General features: G+C 68.6%; 16 protein-coding genes. 10 read left to right on the plus strand and 6 right to left on the minus strand.

Annotation, left to right across the window (positions count from 1 at the left end; translation table 11 throughout):
- Nucleotides 1-7 precede the first annotated feature (7 nt).
- The 10 genes from KTC28_RS05525 to KTC28_RS05570 all read left to right on the plus strand — a co-directional run bounded on the left by KTC28_RS05525 (nt 8) and on the right by KTC28_RS05570 (nt 9,498).
- The gene (locus KTC28_RS05525; RefSeq protein WP_216709567.1) at nt 8-1,915 is read left to right on the plus strand and encodes a TonB-dependent receptor plug domain-containing protein; all 1,908 of its coding nucleotides are present in this window, start codon (nt 8-10) and stop codon (nt 1,913-1,915) included.
- Nucleotides 1,916-2,005: 90 nt separating this feature from the next.
- Complete coding sequence (gene cobO / locus KTC28_RS05530) at nt 2,006-2,617, plus strand: cob(I)yrinic acid a,c-diamide adenosyltransferase (RefSeq protein ID WP_216709566.1); 612 nt, start codon at nt 2,006-2,008, stop codon at nt 2,615-2,617.
- Between the two features lie 5 nt (nt 2,618-2,622).
- Entirely contained in the window at nt 2,623-3,411 is a 789-nt protein-coding gene (locus KTC28_RS05535; RefSeq protein ID WP_255602416.1) for an ABC transporter substrate-binding protein, read from the plus strand.
- The gene (locus KTC28_RS05540; protein WP_216709565.1) at nt 3,408-4,376 is read left to right on the plus strand and encodes a FecCD family ABC transporter permease; all 969 of its coding nucleotides are present in this window, start codon (nt 3,408-3,410) and stop codon (nt 4,374-4,376) included. The genes KTC28_RS05535 and KTC28_RS05540 overlap by 4 nt, the downstream gene beginning before the upstream one ends.
- Nucleotides 4,373-5,149: an ABC transporter ATP-binding protein gene (locus KTC28_RS05545; protein WP_216709564.1), complete on the plus strand. Its 777-nt coding sequence runs from the start codon at nt 4,373-4,375 to the stop codon at nt 5,147-5,149. Before KTC28_RS05540 ends, KTC28_RS05545 begins: the two co-directional genes overlap by 4 nt.
- Nucleotides 5,150-5,165: 16 nt before the next feature.
- Complete coding sequence (gene bluB, locus KTC28_RS05550; protein WP_216709563.1) at nt 5,166-5,798, plus strand: 5,6-dimethylbenzimidazole synthase; 633 nt, start codon at nt 5,166-5,168, stop codon at nt 5,796-5,798.
- On the plus strand, nt 5,795-6,808 hold the full coding sequence (gene cobT, locus KTC28_RS05555) for a nicotinate-nucleotide--dimethylbenzimidazole phosphoribosyltransferase (RefSeq protein WP_216709562.1): 1,014 nt from the start codon (nt 5,795-5,797) through the stop codon (nt 6,806-6,808). Before bluB ends, cobT begins: the two co-directional genes overlap by 4 nt.
- On the plus strand, nt 6,798-7,589 hold the full coding sequence (locus tag KTC28_RS05560) for an adenosylcobinamide-GDP ribazoletransferase (RefSeq protein WP_255602295.1): 792 nt from the start codon (nt 6,798-6,800) through the stop codon (nt 7,587-7,589). Before cobT ends, KTC28_RS05560 begins: the two co-directional genes overlap by 11 nt.
- On the plus strand, nt 7,586-8,155 hold the full coding sequence (locus tag KTC28_RS05565) for a histidine phosphatase family protein (RefSeq protein ID WP_216709560.1): 570 nt from the start codon (nt 7,586-7,588) through the stop codon (nt 8,153-8,155). Before KTC28_RS05560 ends, KTC28_RS05565 begins: the two co-directional genes overlap by 4 nt.
- Nucleotides 8,156-8,253: 98 nt before the next feature.
- A complete protein-coding gene (locus KTC28_RS05570; protein WP_216709559.1) occupies nt 8,254-9,498 on the plus strand; it encodes a sensor domain-containing phosphodiesterase in 1,245 nt (414 codons plus the stop codon).
- Nucleotides 9,499-9,584: 86 nt separating this feature from the next.
- Here the strand turns inward: KTC28_RS05570 and KTC28_RS05575 are convergent, their stop codons facing one another.
- The 6 genes from KTC28_RS05575 to gcvT all read right to left on the minus strand — a co-directional run bounded on the left by KTC28_RS05575 (nt 9,585) and on the right by gcvT (nt 15,820).
- Nucleotides 9,585-10,349 (minus strand): Crp/Fnr family transcriptional regulator, encoded by a 765-nt coding sequence (locus KTC28_RS05575; RefSeq protein WP_216709558.1) that lies wholly within the window; start codon nt 10,347-10,349, stop codon nt 9,585-9,587.
- 296 nt (nt 10,350-10,645) lie between these two features.
- A complete protein-coding gene (gene gcvPB, locus KTC28_RS05580) occupies nt 10,646-12,208 on the minus strand; it encodes an aminomethyl-transferring glycine dehydrogenase subunit GcvPB (RefSeq protein WP_216709557.1) in 1,563 nt (520 codons plus the stop codon).
- Entirely contained in the window at nt 12,205-13,563 is a 1,359-nt protein-coding gene (gene gcvPA / locus KTC28_RS05585; RefSeq protein ID WP_216709556.1) for an aminomethyl-transferring glycine dehydrogenase subunit GcvPA, read from the minus strand. The genes gcvPB and gcvPA overlap by 4 nt, the downstream gene beginning before the upstream one ends.
- Before the next feature lie 9 nt (nt 13,564-13,572).
- A complete protein-coding gene (locus tag KTC28_RS05590; RefSeq protein WP_255602296.1) occupies nt 13,573-14,343 on the minus strand; it encodes a class I SAM-dependent methyltransferase in 771 nt (256 codons plus the stop codon).
- A complete protein-coding gene (gene gcvH / locus KTC28_RS05595; RefSeq protein ID WP_216709555.1) occupies nt 14,340-14,711 on the minus strand; it encodes a glycine cleavage system protein GcvH in 372 nt (123 codons plus the stop codon). Before gcvH ends, KTC28_RS05590 begins: the two co-directional genes overlap by 4 nt.
- On the minus strand, nt 14,708-15,820 hold the full coding sequence (gene gcvT / locus KTC28_RS05600) for a glycine cleavage system aminomethyltransferase GcvT (RefSeq protein ID WP_216709554.1): 1,113 nt from the start codon (nt 15,818-15,820) through the stop codon (nt 14,708-14,710). Before gcvT ends, gcvH begins: the two co-directional genes overlap by 4 nt.
- Between the last annotated feature and the right edge of the window lie 41 nt (nt 15,821-15,861).

A 15,861-nucleotide genomic window follows, 5' to 3' on the forward strand; every position in this document is an offset into this window, starting at 1 on the left:
GATACCAATGCGCTCATTTCATATTCTACTCGCCTCCACCGGCCTCGTCCTGACCGCCGCCGCCCGCGCCGACGATGCGCCCGATACGATCGTCGTCACCGCCGACCGCACGCCCGAGCCGCTGTCGCGGGTCGGCCAGTCGATCACCGTCATCGACGCCGCCGAGATCGCCCGCCGCCAGGACAACACGGTCGTCGATCTGCTCCGCACCGTTCCGGGGGTCAGCTTTGCCCGCAACGGCGGCATCGGCACCGCGACGTCGGTGTTCATCCGCGGCGCTGAAAGCGACCAGACCGTCGCGCTGATCGACGGCATCAAGCTCAACGACCCGTCGGCTCCCGGCGGCGGCTTTAACTTCGGCAACCTTCTCGTCGGCAACATCGCCCGCGTCGAAATCCTGCGCGGCCCGAGTTCGGTGCTGTGGGGCAGCCAGGCGATCGGCGGCGTCGTCAATTTGATCACCGTCCCGCCGACCGACGATCTCCACATCAACGCGCGCGGCGAATACGGCTACCGCAACACCGGGCAGGGCGTCGCCAACGTCTCGGACAAGTTCGGTCCGCTGTCGGCGAGCTTCGGCGGCGGCTATTTCCGCACCGACGGCATCTCGGCGTTCGACGAGCGCAAGGGCGGCAAGGAGAAGGATGGCTATCGCAACTACGGCGCGAACGCCAACTTGAACCTTGCACTGAACGACAACGTGTCGGTCGACCTTCGCGGCTGGTATTCGGATAGCCGCGTTGGGTTCGATGGCTTTCCGCCGCCGAATTTCAGCCTGGGCGACACCACCGACTATGGCACGACGCGCGAGATCGTCGGCTATACCGGGATCAACGCCGCGCTGTTCGACGGGCGGCTCCACAACCGGCTCGGCTTCGCGATCACCGACACCCGCCGTCACAATTATGACGGGACGGCCGCCAACGCCGAGACCTTCGCCGGTAATGGGCGCAACGAGCGCTTCGAATACCAGGGCGTCGCCAACATCGTCACCGGCGTCGATGCGACCTTCGGGGCCGAGCGCGAACGTTCGCACTTCACGACGTCGAGCTTCGGCGGACCGGTGACGATCGGGACGCAGACGTTGACCAGCGGCTACGGCCAGGTCGTCGTGACGCCCATCACCGGCCTTACCGCAACCGGCGGCGCGCGCTACGATAGCCACAGCCGCTTCGGCGGGACGACGACGCTCGCAGGCAGCGGCGTCTACACCCCGAACGACGGCGGCACGACCTTCCGCGCGAGCTATAGCGAGGGGTTCAAGGTGCCGTCGCTCTACCAGTTGCAGAGTGAATACGGGAACCAGCTGCTCCGCCCCGAACGCTCGCGCGGCTGGGACGCCGGGGTCACCCAGCGCGGCCTTGAAGGACGGATCGAGGCGAGCGCGACCTACTTCAGCCGCACCAGCAAGGACCTGATCAACTTCATCTCGTGCAACACGCCGCTGACCGGGATCTGCGTCAACCGCCCGTTCGGGACGTACGACAATGTCGCGCGGGCGGTGAGCAAGGGCGTCGAGCTGACATTGTTGGTCCGACCGATCGACGCGCTGACGCTCCAGGCAAATTATACCTCGCTCGATGCCGAGAACCGCTCGCCCGGCGACGTCAACTTCGGCAAGCAGTTGCTCCGGCGGCCGAGCCAGACCGTCAATGTCCTGCTCGACTACCATTGGAGCTTCGGGCTCGACACCGGCGCGACGGTCACCCACGTCGGGCGCAGCTTCGACAATGCGTCGAACACGCGGCGGCTGCAGGGTTATGTCGTCGCCGACCTCCGCGCGGCGTATCCGCTGACGAAGCAGATCGCGGTCACCGCGCGCGTCGAGAACCTGTTCGACGAGAAGTATGAGACGACCTACGGTTATGGGACGACCGGGCGCGCGGCGTACGGCGGTATCCGGCTGAGCTACTAAAGCGATGACCGGACTCGCCGATCATGCTCTGAGTGCAGGTCGGCGGGTCCGGTGGCGTGACGTTGCAATTACCTTGCAGGAGAAGCCGTCGTGACCGAGACGCCCGAGGATCATGCCCGCCACAATGCGCGGATGGCGCGGGTCCAGGCGGCCCGCGCGCGGATGCAGGAGCGGCGGACGCTCGAACGCGGCCTGCTCATCGTCCACACCGGCAACGGCAAGGGAAAGTCGTCGTCGGCGTTCGGTATGGCGATCCGCAGCCTCGGCTGGGGGATGAAGGTCGGCATCGTCCAATATGTGAAGGGCGGCTGGGAGACCGGCGAAAAGACCTTTTTCCACGCCTATCCCGACCTGCTGACCTTCGAAGTGATGGGCGAGGGCTTCACCTGGGACACGCAGGACCGCGCCCGCGACATCGCCGCCGCGCGCGCGGCGTGGGAGCGGTCGAAGGAGCTGATCCTCGATCCGTCGTACGAGTTCGTCATTCTCGACGAGCTCAATATCGTCCTGCGCCACGACACGCTGCCGATCGCCGAGATCGTCGATTTCTTGCGCGACCGCCCGCTGACCAAGCATATCTGCATCACCGGGCGAAATGCGAAGCCCGAGCTGATCGAGCTCGCCGACCTCGTCACCGAGTTCGAGGAGGTCAAGCATCCGTTCAAGGCAGGCTTCAAGGCGCAGAAGGGCGTCGAATATTGATCGGCGTGCTCGCCCTCGCGCTCGCCGCAGCGACCTCCGGTCCCCGGATCGTCTCGCTCAACCCGTGCGTCGACGCGGTGCTGATGCAGGTCGCCGACCCCGTGCAGATCGCGGGGATCAGCCATTATTCGCAGGACCCCGAGGCGACTTCGATCCCGCTCGCCCTCGCCCGCCGCTTCAAGGCGACGTCGGGGACCGCCGAGGAGGTCGTCGCGCTCGCCCCCGACCTCGTCATCACCGGGTCGCATGTCGCGCCGTCGACGATCAATGCGCTGCGGCGGATGCACGTGCGGATGCTCAAGCTGCCGGTGCCCGAGACGATCGCCGAGAGCGACGCACAGATCCGTACCATCGCCGCCGCGATCGGCCATGACGCGGCGGGCGCGGCGCTGGTCGCGCGGATCGACGCCGCCGTCGCCGCCGCCGTACCTTCCCACGGGCCGCCGGTCGACGCGCTGATCTGGCAGGGCGGCGGGCTGGTCCCGGGGTCGGGAACGCTCGCCGACGAACTGCTCCGGCGGACCGGGTTCCGCAACCTCAGCGCGAGCTACGGCCTTAAGAAATGGGACGTGCTGCCGGTCGAATATCTCGTCGACCGGCCCCCCGCGGTGCTGCTGTCGGTGACCAAGTCGCGCGGCCAGCCCGACCGGATGCTGTCGCACCCGGCGGTCGCGGCGCTGGCGAGCCACATCGCGGTGCGCCCGTACCCGTTCCGCCTGCTGCAATGCGCCGGGCCGACGATCATCACCGCCGTCGCGCAGCTGGCGGCGATCCGCGCCTCGGTGGCGCGATGAGCGTTGCGCGTTTCTCGCTGCTGCTCGTGCTGGCGATCGTCGCAGCGGCGGCGCTGTCGTTGATCGCAGGCAAGGTTTGGGTGCCGTTCGACGCGTGGCGCGCGACCGATCCACGCTGGCTGATCATCGCCGAACTAAGGCTGCCGCGCACCGTCCTCGCGATCGTCATCGGCGCGGCGCTCGGCCTGTCGGGCGCGGCGATGCAGGGCTATCTGCGCAACCCGCTTGCCGATCCCGGACTGTTCGGCGTGTCGGCGGGGGCGGCGCTCGGTGCGGTGCTGTCGCTGTATTTCGGCTTTGCGGTGTCGGCGCTCGTCCTGCCGGCGTTCGCACTCGCCGGCGCGGCAGGAACGATGCTGATCCTCGCGCTCCTCGCCGGACGCTCGGGCAGCCTGATCGTCTTCGCGCTCGCGGGCGTGATCGTGTCGAGCGTCGCCGGGTCGCTGACCGCGCTCGCGATCAGTGTCGCGCCGACGCCGTTCGCGGTGACCGAGATCGTCACGTGGTTGATGGGGGCGCTGACCGACCGCAGCTGGGACGACGTCAGGATCGCGCTGCCGCTGGTCGCGTTCGGCGCGGTGATGATCGCCGCGACCGCGCGTTCGCTCGACGCGCTGACACTCGGCGAGGCGGCGGCGCGGTCGATGGGGGTCGACCTCGCGCGGCTGCAATGGCTGATCGTTGGCGGCGTGGGGTTGTGCATCGGTGCCTCGGTCGCCGCCGCCGGGATCATCGGCTTCGTCGGGCTGATGGTGCCGCACATGGTCCGCCGCGTCGTCGGCGGGCGGCCTTCGGCGACACTGCTGCCATCGGCGCTCGGCGGCGCGTTGCTCCTGCTCCTCGCCGACATCGCGTGCCGTGCGATCCCGACGGTCAGCGAGCTTCGCCTCGGGATCGCGATGGCGCTGCTCGGCGGCCCCTTCTTCCTCTGGTTGCTCGCCTCGATGCGGCGGTCGCTGGCATGACCGGGCTTGCCACCACCGGGCTCACCGTCCGCTTCGGCGGTCGCGCCGTTCTCGACCGCGTCGACATCGCCTGCGCCCCCGGCAAAGTCACCGCGCTGCTCGGTCCGAATGGAGCAGGCAAGAGTACATTACTCGCCTGTCTCGCCGGACTGCGTGAGCCTGACGAAGGTATCGCGACGCTCGACGGCACCGGCGTCCTCGCGCTCGACCGCCGCGAGCGCGGGCGGCGGATCGGGCTGTTGCCGCAGACCCCTGATGTCCATTGGGACGTCGACGTCGCGACCCTCGTCGAGCTCGGCCGCTTTCCGCACCGCGCCGGCTGGGGTCGCAGCCCCGCCGACATCTCCGCCGTCGAGCACGCTATCGCCGCGACCGACATCGCCGCGCTGCGGGACAGGGTGGTCAACACGCTGTCGGGCGGCGAGCGCAGTCGCGTCCTGCTCGCGCGCGTCCTCGCCGGGGAGCCCGCGTGGCTGCTCGCCGACGAGCCGCTTGCCAGCCTCGACCCGGCGCACCAGCTCGACGTCCTCGCCGTACTCAAGTCAGCAGCGTCGGCGGGCGCGGGGGTCGTCGTCGTCCTCCACGACCTCAACCACGCGCTCCACGTCGCCGACGACGTCGTCCTCCTCCGCGACGGGCGCGTCGTCGCCGCCGGAGCGGTCGACGCGGTGCTAACCGAGGCGCGGATCGCCGAGACCTACGGCGTCGCCACCGAGATCGGCACCGCGCGCGACGGCAGCCGCTTCGTCGTCACGCTCGGCCGCATCGGGTGATGCGCGAGCGGCAGCGATGATGTTCGACCCCGCTTTTCGCGCCGATCTCGACCGCTTGCTCGCGTGGCGGCGCGACGTCAGGCACTTTACGACCGAGCCGCTACCGCCCGGCCTGATCGACACTTTGCTCGACCAGGCGGTGTGCGCGCCATCGGTCGGCAACGCCCAGCCGTGGCGCTTCGTCCGCGTGATGACACCCGCGCTGCGGTCGGCGGTGATCGCGGCGGCCGACGCGGCGAACGCACAAGCCGCTGAGATATATGACGATGAGACCGAGCGCGCCGCCTACCGCGCGCTCAAGCTCCACGGCCTGCGTGAGGCGCCCGAGCATATCGCGGTGTTCTGCGACGAGGCGACTGCGGACGGGCACGGGCTTGGGCGGCAGACGATGCCCGAGACGCTGCGCTATTCGGTGGTGCTCGCGATCCATACATTATGGCTGGCGGCCCGGGCACACGGAGTCGGGCTTGGCTGGGTGTCGATCGTCGATCCGGCGGCGGTGACGCGGCTGCTCGAGGTGCCGCCGGCGTGGCATCTGGTCGGCTACCTGTGCCTCGGCACCCCGGTGGAGGATGCGATGACGCCCGAACTCGACCGCAAGGGCTGGCAGGCGCGGCTGGGTCCCGCCGCAACGCGGTTCGTCCGATGACGCGCGCACCGCAGGCGCACCTCGATGCACTCGCCAAGCCCCAGCGCAGCCTGGGAACGCTCGAAACGCTGGCGGTGCGGCTGATGACGATCCAGCGTCGGCTCGACCCGGTGACGCGACCGCGCGCCTTGGTCGTCTTTGCCGGCGACCACGGCGTCGTCGCGCAGGGTGTTTCGGCGTGGCCGTCGGCGGTGACGGGGATGATGGTCGCGACGATTGCGGCGGGCAAGGCAACGTCGAGCGCACTCGCGGCGGCGCATGGCTGCGATCTCCGCCTCGTCGACGCAGGCACGCTCGGACCGCCGCTCGCCGCACCGCCGCAATTCTACCGCGACGCTGGGGTTGCGCGCGGTACCGCCGACCTGTCGCAGGGCCCGGCGATGTCGGGCGCGCAATTCGCCGCCGCGTGGGCGATCGGTACCGGCGAAGCGGGCGAGGCCCTCGACCGCGGCGCGGTCGTCCTGATCGCGGGCGAGATGGGGATCGGCAATACGACGCCAGCGGCGTGCCTGACGATGCTGCTCGCGGGAGCGCCGCTCGCCGACGCGGTCGGGCGCGGCGCCGGAGCCGATGACGCGGTCCTGATCCGCAAGCGCGACGTCGTGCGCGACGCGGTCGAGCGGGCGCTGCCGCGACTCGCTGCCGACCCGGTCGCGGCGATCGCGGCGGTCGCGGGGTTCGAGATTGTTGCGATGGCGGGGTTTTTTGCGGAAGGCGCGCGGCGCGGGGCGACGTTGCTGCTCGACGGCTATGTCGCAACTGCGGCGGCGCTGATCGCCGAGCGGCTTTCCCCCGGGACCGCCGCGATGATGATTGCCGGGCATCGTTCGGCCGAGCCAGGGCACGGCGCGGCGCTCGCGCATCTCGGGCTCGCGCCGCTGCTCGACTGGGGGATGCGGCTCGGCGAGGGCAGCGGCGCGCTCGTGGCATTGCCGTTGCTCGACAGCGCGGCGGCGCTGGCGTGCGATGTCGCTCTGCTCGCCGACATCGGGGCGGCGCGTGCCGACTGACTGCCCGCGCGCGCTCCGGTGCCCGGGCTGGGCCCCGCCGCTGCTCGCGGTCCAATTCCTGACGCGGCTGCCGGTGCCGGGGCTCGCGGCGTTGAGCGCCGAGCAGGTCGCGGTCGGGCTCGGCCGCGCCGTCGCGTGGTTTCCGCTCGTCGGGACACTTATCGGCGTAGTGACGGCGGCGGTCTTCGCCGGAGCTGGGGCGATCTGGCCGCGCGCGATCGCGGTGGTCATTGCGCTGATCGTCGAGGCGCGGCTGACGGGTGCGTTCCACGAGGACGCCGTCGCCGACTTCTGTGACGGGTTCGGCGGCGGGCGCGATGCCGGTCACGTTCGCGACATCATGAAGGACAGCCGGATCGGCACGTACGGCGCGCTCGGGCTCCTCCTCGCGGTCGGGCTGCGCGCGGCGGCGATCGTCGGCCTCGATCCGGTAATCGCGACCGCCGCGATTGTCGCATCGGCGACCTTCGGGCGGCTGCTCGTCGTTGTCACGATGGCAGTCATCCCTCCGGCGGCGGCGGGGACCGGTCTCGCCAAGGATATCGGCGCGGCGATCGGCGGGCGCGATGTCGCCGTCGCGGTCCTGCTCGCGCTGCCCGGGCTGGCGTGGTTCGCGGTGGAGCGCCCGCTGGCGTTGGTCGCCGCGACCGCCGCCGCCGCGCTGTTCCTGATTTGGTTCAGGGCGCTGCTCCTGCGGCGGATAGGTGGCAGCACCGGGGACTGCCTCGGCTTCGCGGCGTACGCCGGTCAGCTCATGCTCCTCCTCGCGTCCGCCGCATGAGAGTGCGCCGCGTCGTGCTGGTTCGCCATACCGAGGTCGCGCGGGCGTGGCGCGGGCGCTGTTACGGGCGCAGCGACGTCGGGCTCAGCCGGGCCGGAACCCGCGCCGCGCGTGACCTTGTCGACCAATGGACGGGCCCGGTCGACGCAATCGTCCATTCGGGATCGCGGCGCGCAGCGATCCTCGCGGGCTGGCTCGGCGCGCGCCTCGGCATCGCCCCGGTCATCGATTTCGACTGGCGCGAGCGCGACTTCGGCGCGTGGGAAGGGCTGAGCTGGACCGCGATCTGGCGCGCGACCGGACCGGCGATGGATGGGATGCTGACCGCGCCGGACACTTTTCGCCCCGGCGGCGGCGAGACGACGCGCAACCTCGTCGACCGGGCAGCGCGGGCTTGGGTACGACTCCCCGACGGCGACCGTGTCGTCGTCGTCGCGCACGGCGGCCCGATCGCCGCGGTTCGCCTGATCCAGGAGCGCGCCGCAATCGGCGAGATTGCCGCCTTTATCCCCGCGCCCGGGTCGATCACCGACCTGTGCCGCGACACCAGAGCGGTCGTCGACTGACGCGGAAAATCGGCATCGATCGAGTCTTGCCCATCAAAAGTTCATTCCTCCATCCGGTACGATATTGTACACAAATTGGGGGCGCGGAGTCGAAACGAATGCCTGCTGAACTTGCCACGACGATCGCCGGCCTCATCAAGGCAGAACCACGGGGGGATGTCGTCGCGCGCGCGCTCGATTCGATCCGCACGCATCTCGGCATGGACGTAGCTTTTGTATCCGAAATCGTCGGCGACCGGGTCGTGTTTCGGACGGTCGACGCTCCAGGCCTCGGCGAATTTATCAAACCCGGCGATTCACACGCGCTCGACGACGTCTTTTGCGGCCACATCCTCGCCGGGCGCTTACCCGAACTGATGCCCGACACCGCCGCCGAGCCGCTTGCCGCGGCAATGCCGGGGGCGTTGGCGATCCCGATCGGCAGGCATATGAGCGTCCCGCTGCGCCGCGCCGACGGCAGTACCTACGGCATGTTCTGTTGTCTCGGGCAGGTGGCCGACCCGACGCTGTCCGGGCGCGACCTCGCCATGATGCGCGTGTTCGCCGACCTCGCCGAGTTCGAGATCAACCGCGAGCATGCCGCACGGGCGATCGTCGACGACCGCCGCAACCGAATCACCAGCGTGATGTCCGACGACGCGATGACGATCGTCTACCAGCCGATCTGGAACCTCGTGACCATGGCACCCGTCGGCTGCGAATGCTTGAGCCGCTTCGCGTCGTGGCCGAGCTACGGCCCCGATCACTGGTTTGCCGAGGCGGCCGCCGCCGGGCTCGGCACCGCACTCGAAATTGCCGCGATCCACCGCGGCCTTGCCGGCCTCGCCGCGTTTCCGGACATGGCGTATCTCTCGGTCAACGCATCGCCTGCCACCGTGCTCAGCGGCGAGCTCGACAGCGCGTTCGCAGGGATCCCGGTCGACCGCATCGTCCTCGAGATCACCGAACACGACCTGATCGTCGACTATCCGGCGATGACGCAGGCGCTCCGCCCGCTGCGCCGCGCCGGTCTGCGGCTCGCGGTCGACGACGCCGGTGCCGGCTATGCCAGCCTCCATCATATCCTCGACCTGCGCCCCGACCTGATCAAGCTCGACATGCACCTGACGCGCGGAATCGACGAGGACCGGGCGCGACAGGCGCTGACCGGGGCGATCGCCGGATTTGCTCGCGACATCGGCAGCCTGTTGATCGCCGAGGGGGTCGAGACGTCGGCCGAACTCGCGACGTTGCGCGCGCTCGGGATCGAGCTGGCGCAGGGCTATCATCTCGGCCGCCCAATGCCGCTCGACCACGCTGCTGCGCTGTTCGAAAATGGGCGGCCGGCGCTCGCTGCAGCCTGACCGCCCACACCCCCCGACTCTTCAGACTCCCTCACCCCGGATGCGTGGTGCCGCCGCCGATCGCCCAGCTCGCCCCTGCCGTGACGTCAGTCGCCGGTGATCGAAACCACGGTTCGGGCGTCGAAATGCCCGGTCCGCTCCAGCGGCTCGCCGATCAGTCGCTCATATTCGCTTTCGGCGAGGCCATAGCCGTCGCCCGCGAGCAGCTTGAGCCCGGCACGGTCGCGGATGGCGATCACCGACCGGCTCGTCGCGATCATTCCGGCGGCGGTCAGCGTCTGCAGCGCGATGGTGACGCCGCCGCGGCGGACGCCGAGCATCATCGACAGGAATTCGTGGGTCAGCCCGATGTTATCGGCCGGAGCGCGGTCGTGCGCCATCAGCAGCCAGCGCGCGAGGCGCTGCGGGATCGTCAGCCCCGCCGCCGCGATCGAACTCGACAGCTGGATCATCATCGCTTGGCAATAGCGCAGTAAATGCCGCCGCAACGTCGGGCTCGCGTCGAACGCCTCGGTCAGCGACTCGACCGGCAGGCTAAGCGCCGACACCCCGCCGACCTGGACGTACGCCTCGTACGGCGCATTGTCGGTTCCGAGCACCGTCGCGGTTTCCGACATGCCTTCGCGGCCGAACACGCCGACCTCGCACTGCTTGCCGGCGGGCGTCACCGCGACAATCGAAACGAGGCCGTCTTCGGGAAAATAGACCCGGGTAATCGCCCGGTGCGCCTCGTGGAGGCGCAATCCGACCGGCAGCGGAATGCGAACGATATCGTTTTCGATCAGCGCATAGTCATCGGGGAGCATATTCCGCAGGAGCAGATTGCTCGCCGACGATTGAGTTATCTTCATCGGGTGGCACCTCTGCGCATCACTGTGCGCGTTCGTACTCCCATAAGATAGGGTAATCGCCACATGGGGCGATTTGCGCGGGCATACTGTCGCCCGATTGACCCGCGTCAGCGCGCTTACGACGCGACGAGGGGCGAGTTCGGATTTGTTCGGTACCGTACTGCGGTTTTTACACTGTGCCTGTCATATGCCGATTGATGCCGAAACGAACTTTTCCACATTCTGTCGTCGGTCGAGCAACTTAACCGCCATGCGACGCCTTCGAATGCTGGTCTCGTGCGCCGACAACGACCGCTTTACTCCGCCGCGATCGATGCTGCGGGCTCGCGCCATGTCAGCACCGGCTTGCGCGCGGCGGCGGTTTCGTCGAGGCGCCGACGCGGAGCGAGGTGCGGCGATTCCTTGAAGGTCGCGGCGGGTTCGCTGAGCATCCGCGTCGCGATCGACCGCATCGCGCCGATCAATTGATCGAGACTCGCCTTGCTCTCGGTCTCGGTCGGCTCGACGAGCATCGCGCCGTGGACGACGAGAGGGAAGTACATCGTCATCGGGTGGAAGCCCTCGTCGATCATCGCCTTGGCGAGGTCGAGCGTCGTCAGCCCCGTCCCCTCGAGGAAGTCGTCGCTGAACAGCGCCTCGTGCATGCACGGCCCGGCATCGGCGAACGGCGCGGTGTAGACGTCCTGAAGGCTGCGCAGGATGTAGTTGGCGTTGAGGACGGCGTCCTCGGCCACCTGGCGCAGCCCGTCGGCGCCGTGGCTGAGGATGTAGCTCAGCGCGCGGACGAACATGCCCATCTGGCCGTGAAACGCGACCATCCGTCCGAAGCTGTGATCGTGGTCGGCGGACGCGAGCGCCTGCGCTTCCTCGACGAGCTCGTATTTGTCGCGGACCTTGCGGACGAATGGCAGCGGCGCGAACGGGGCAAGCGCCGCCGAGAACACCACCGGCCCGGAGCCCGGGCCACCGCCGCCATGCGGGGTCGAAAACGTCTTGTGGAGGTTGATGTGCATCGCATCGATGCCGAGGTCACCGGGGCGGACGCGCCCGACGATCGCGTTGAAGTTCGCCCCGTCGCAATAGACGTACGCCCCCGCCGCGTGGACCGCGTCGCAGATCGCGATCATGTCGGGTTCGAACAGCCCGCAGGTGTTGGGGTTGGTGATCATCACTGCGGCGATGTCGGGACCGAGCCGGGCGGTCAGCGCGGCGAGGTCGACGCGGCCGGCGGCGTTTGCCGGGATGTTTTCGACCGCATAGCCGCAGAAGGCCGCCGTCGCCGGGTTGGTGCCGTGGGCGCTCTCGGGGACCAGCACGGTTCGGCGTGGGGTGCGGGCCTGTGCGGCACTATGTGCGCCCGTAGCGGCAGCGAGATCGGCGGCATCGTGGGCGGCGCGGATGGCGAGCATCCCGCACAATTCGCCATGCGCTCCGGCCTTCGGCGACATCGCGACCTCGGGCATATTCGTGAGCTTTTTCAGCCATGTCGCCAGTTCGTCGATGAGCTGCAGCGCGCCCTGGACGGTGTCGACCGGCTGGAGCGGATGGATGTCGGCGAACCCGGGAAGCCGCGCCATCTTCTCGTTCAACCGCGGGTTATGCTTCATCGTGCACGAACCAAGTGGGAATATTCCCATATCGATCGCATAGTTCTGGCGGCTTAGCCGGGTGAAATGGCGAACGGTGTCGGGTTCGCTGAGGCCAGGCAGGCCGATCTCGCGGTGGCGTTCGAGCCCGCCGAGGCGCGTCGCGACGACGGGGACATCGGGCAGGTCGACCCCGCAGCGATCGACCGCGCCTTTCTCGAAAAGCAAGGGTTCTTCGAGGGTTAGCGCGCGGTTACCGGTGAAAGTAGTCATGCCAGCACCTCGTCGAGAGCGTCTTCGAAAGCATCCATGTCGGCGTCGGTCGCGGTCTCGGTGACCGCGACGACGAGCCCGCGTTCGAGGTCGTGGACCCCCGGGAACAGGCGTCCGAGCGACACCCCGGCGAGGATGCCCTTGTCGGCGAGCTTGCGCACCACGGGCCGCGCCTCGACCGGGAGCCGGAGCGTGAACTCATTGAAAAAGTTGGTCGTTACGACTTCGACGCCGGGAATGCGGCCAAGCCGCTCGGCGAGCTGGACCGCCCGCGCATGGTTGAGCGCCGCCAGCTTGCGCAGTCCGCTTTCACCAAGCAGGCTCATATGCACGGTGAACGCCAGCGCGCAGAGCCCCGAGTTGGTGCAGATGTTCGACGTCGCCTTCTCACGCCGGATGTGCTGCTCCCGGGTACTCAGCGTCAGGACGAACCCCCGCCGCCCATCGGCATCGACCGTCTCCCCGCATAACCGCCCCGGCATCGCCCGGACATGCTTCTCCCGGCACGCGAACAATCCGAGGTAAGGCCCTCCAAAGTTTAGCCCATTCCCGATCGACTGCCCCTCGGCAACGACGATATCCGCCCCCATTTCACCCGGCGAACGGATCAGCCCGAGCGAAATAACTTCGGTAACGACGACGATCAGCAGCGCCCCGGCGGCATGGCAGGCGGCCGCCAATGGCGACAGGTCGGCGACATGCCCGAAGATGTTCGGGTTCTGGACGACGACGCAGCTCGTCTCGCCGTCGACTGCAGCGGCGAGCGCGGCAAGGTCGTCGTCGGGGGTGAAGTCGGGGGTGCGGGTGACCAGCTCATCGTCGGTGAAGCGGGTCAAGGTCTTCAGAACGCCGGTGTAATGCGGATGGACCCCGCTCGACACGCGCGCGACTTTCCGGCGCGTGACCCGCCGCGCCATGAACACCGCCTCGGTCATCGCGGTCGAGCCGTCGTACATCGAGGCGTTGGCGACCTCCATGCCCGTTAGCCGCGCGACCTGCGTCTGGAATTCGAACAGGACCTGGAGCGTCCCCTGCGCGATCTCGGGCTGGTACGGCGTGTAGCTCGTCAGGAACTCGCCGCGCTGGATGATGTGGTCGACGCTGGCGGGAACATGGTGCTTGTACGCGCCGCAGCCGAGGAAGAACGGCCCGCCGCTGGCGGTCATGTTCTTCGCCGCCATCGCGCCGAGATGCCGTTCGACCTGCATCTCGGGCATGTGCAGCGACAGCCCGGCGATCGGGGCGTCGAGCCGCGCCGCGGCGGGGACATCGGCGAACAGCGCGTCGACATCGGGCGCGCCGATGACGCGGAGCATGTCGCGCCGGTCGGCTTCGGTGTGGGGGAGGTAGCGCATCAGTTCACCTCAGGCTGGCTTGGACGCGTGGAATCGCAGGCGGATGTAGTCGCCGACCCAATTGCCGGCGTGGTCGCACAGCATTGGGCGGAGGAAGTCCTCGACCTCCTCGGCAAAGCCATCCTGATGCGCTCGGTCGATGCCGAAATTATCGAGGAAGCCCGACCGGAAGGTCTTGAGCCAGCCGGTGATGCCGGTGGCGAGCGGGGTCGGTCGCGGGATGATCTCGGCGTGGACAGCGGTGAAACCGGCGGCTTCGAGGACAGCGGTATATTCAGCTGCGGTTTGGTAGACCTGCGCCTCGACCGGCGGCACGGCGTGGCCGTGAACGAGCATCATCGCGCGGATGCCGGCTCGGATCGCAGCGATGTTACCGAAGCCGCCGCACTCGCCGACAAAGCGGCCGCCCGGCTTCAACGCCTTGAAGACGCCCGCTGCGACTGCCGCCTGGTCGGGCATCCAGTGGAGCGCAGCGTTGGTAAAGACGGCGTCGAACTCAGCCGCGTAATCCAGCGCCTGCCCGTCGACTTGTTCGACATCGAGCCCGCGCGCCCGTGCTGCGTCGAGCATGTCCGCGTCGGCATCGACCCCGAGGACCGAGGCACCGGCTGCAACCAGTTTCTCGGTCAGCACGCCGTCGCCGCAGCCAAGATCGAGGATGCGCTCACCCGGTTGCGGGTTGAGCAGCGCAACAACCGGCGCGCCCAGTGCCGGGACGAAATGCGCGTTGGTCGCGTAGTCGGCGGCGCTCCACGGCTGCGCGGTGTCGGTTGCGATCACAGGCTGGCGACGAATGTCTTGTAAGCGGATTCGTCCATCAGCGCGTCGAGCTCGGATGGGTCGGACAGGGTCAGCTTGAAGAACCAGCCGTCGGTCTCCGGAGCGGTGTTGACCAGCGCAGGATCCTCGGTCAGCGCGGCATTCGCCTCGGTTACCGTGCCCGACACCGGGGTGAAGACGTCCGACGCGGCCTTGACCGACTCGACGACCGCCGCAGCGGTACCCTTGGTCACCGTCGTCCCTGCTGCCGGGATTTCGACGAAAACGACATCGCCGAGCTGGCCCTGCGCGTAATCGGTGACTCCGACGGTGCCGCTGTCGCCCTCAACCGATACCCATTCGTGGTCGGTGGTGAAGTACAGGGTCATTGCGCGGCTCCAGCTTTGGCAAGGGGTTGGCGGACGTAGGATTTGGGGAAGAAGGGCATCGGCACGACGGTCGCGGCGAGCAGGCGTCCGCGGACATCGACGTGGAGCGCGGTGCCGTCGGCGGCGAGCGCGGCGGGGACGTACGCCATCGCGATCGGCGCGCCCAGTGCCGGACCAAAGCCGCCGCTGGTGACTTGTCCGACCTTGATACCATCGACGACGACGCCCGCGCCCTCGCGAACCGGCTGGCGGCCTTCGATCCGGAGGCCGACGCGCTTCCGGGCGGCACTGTTGAACAATTGGTCGAGGACGATCGCCGCGCCGGGGAAGCCGCCCTCGGTCTTGCGGCGCTTCGAGATGGCGAAGGCGAGGTTCGCCTCGACCGGCGTGATGTCGGGGGTCAGGTCATGCCCATACAGCGGCAGCCCCGCTTCGAGCCTGAGCGAATCGCGCGCGCCGAGGCCAACCGGCTTAACCTCGGGCTCGGCCAGCAGCGCCCGGGCGAGCACTTCGACTGCGGCCGCGGGGACCGATATCTCGAAGCCGTCTTCGCCAGTATAGCCCGACCGGCTGATCCACAGCGGCACATCCGACCAAGTGAAGCCGCCGGCGCGCATGAAGCTAAGCTCGGAAACGCCCGGCACCAGCCGCTCGAGCGCGTCGACCGCCTTCGGTCCTTGCAGTGCGAGCAACGCGAGGTCTTCGCGGTGGCTGACGGTGAGGCCGCTCATCGCTAGATGCGTGATGTCGGCGGTCTTCGTTGCGCCGTTAACGACGAGGTAAATGTCGCCGCTGCGCCGCGTCACCATCAGATCGTCGAGGATGCCGCCGCGCGGGCTGAGCAGCATCGAATAGCGCAGGCAGCCCTCGCGCAGCCCGGTGATGTCACCAGGGAGCACCGTCTCGAGCGCGACGTCGGCGCCGAGCGGGAGCGTCAGCTGCCCCATGTGGCTGACGTCGAACAGCCCGGCCGCGGTCCGCGTCCAGTTATGTTCGGCGATGATCCCGTCGTACTGGATCGGCATCGCATAGCCCGCGAACGCCACCATCCGTCCGCCGAGTTCGCGGTGGAGGGCATCGAGGGGCAAAAGGGCGACGGCTTCGTCCATGCAGCGGCTCGCGACAGAGTCCAGCCGGCGAAAACCGCCAG

Source organism: Polymorphobacter megasporae, from assembly GCF_018982885.2.
GTDB classification, from domain to species: Bacteria; Pseudomonadota; Alphaproteobacteria; order Sphingomonadales; family Sphingomonadaceae; genus Polymorphobacter_B; species Polymorphobacter_B megasporae.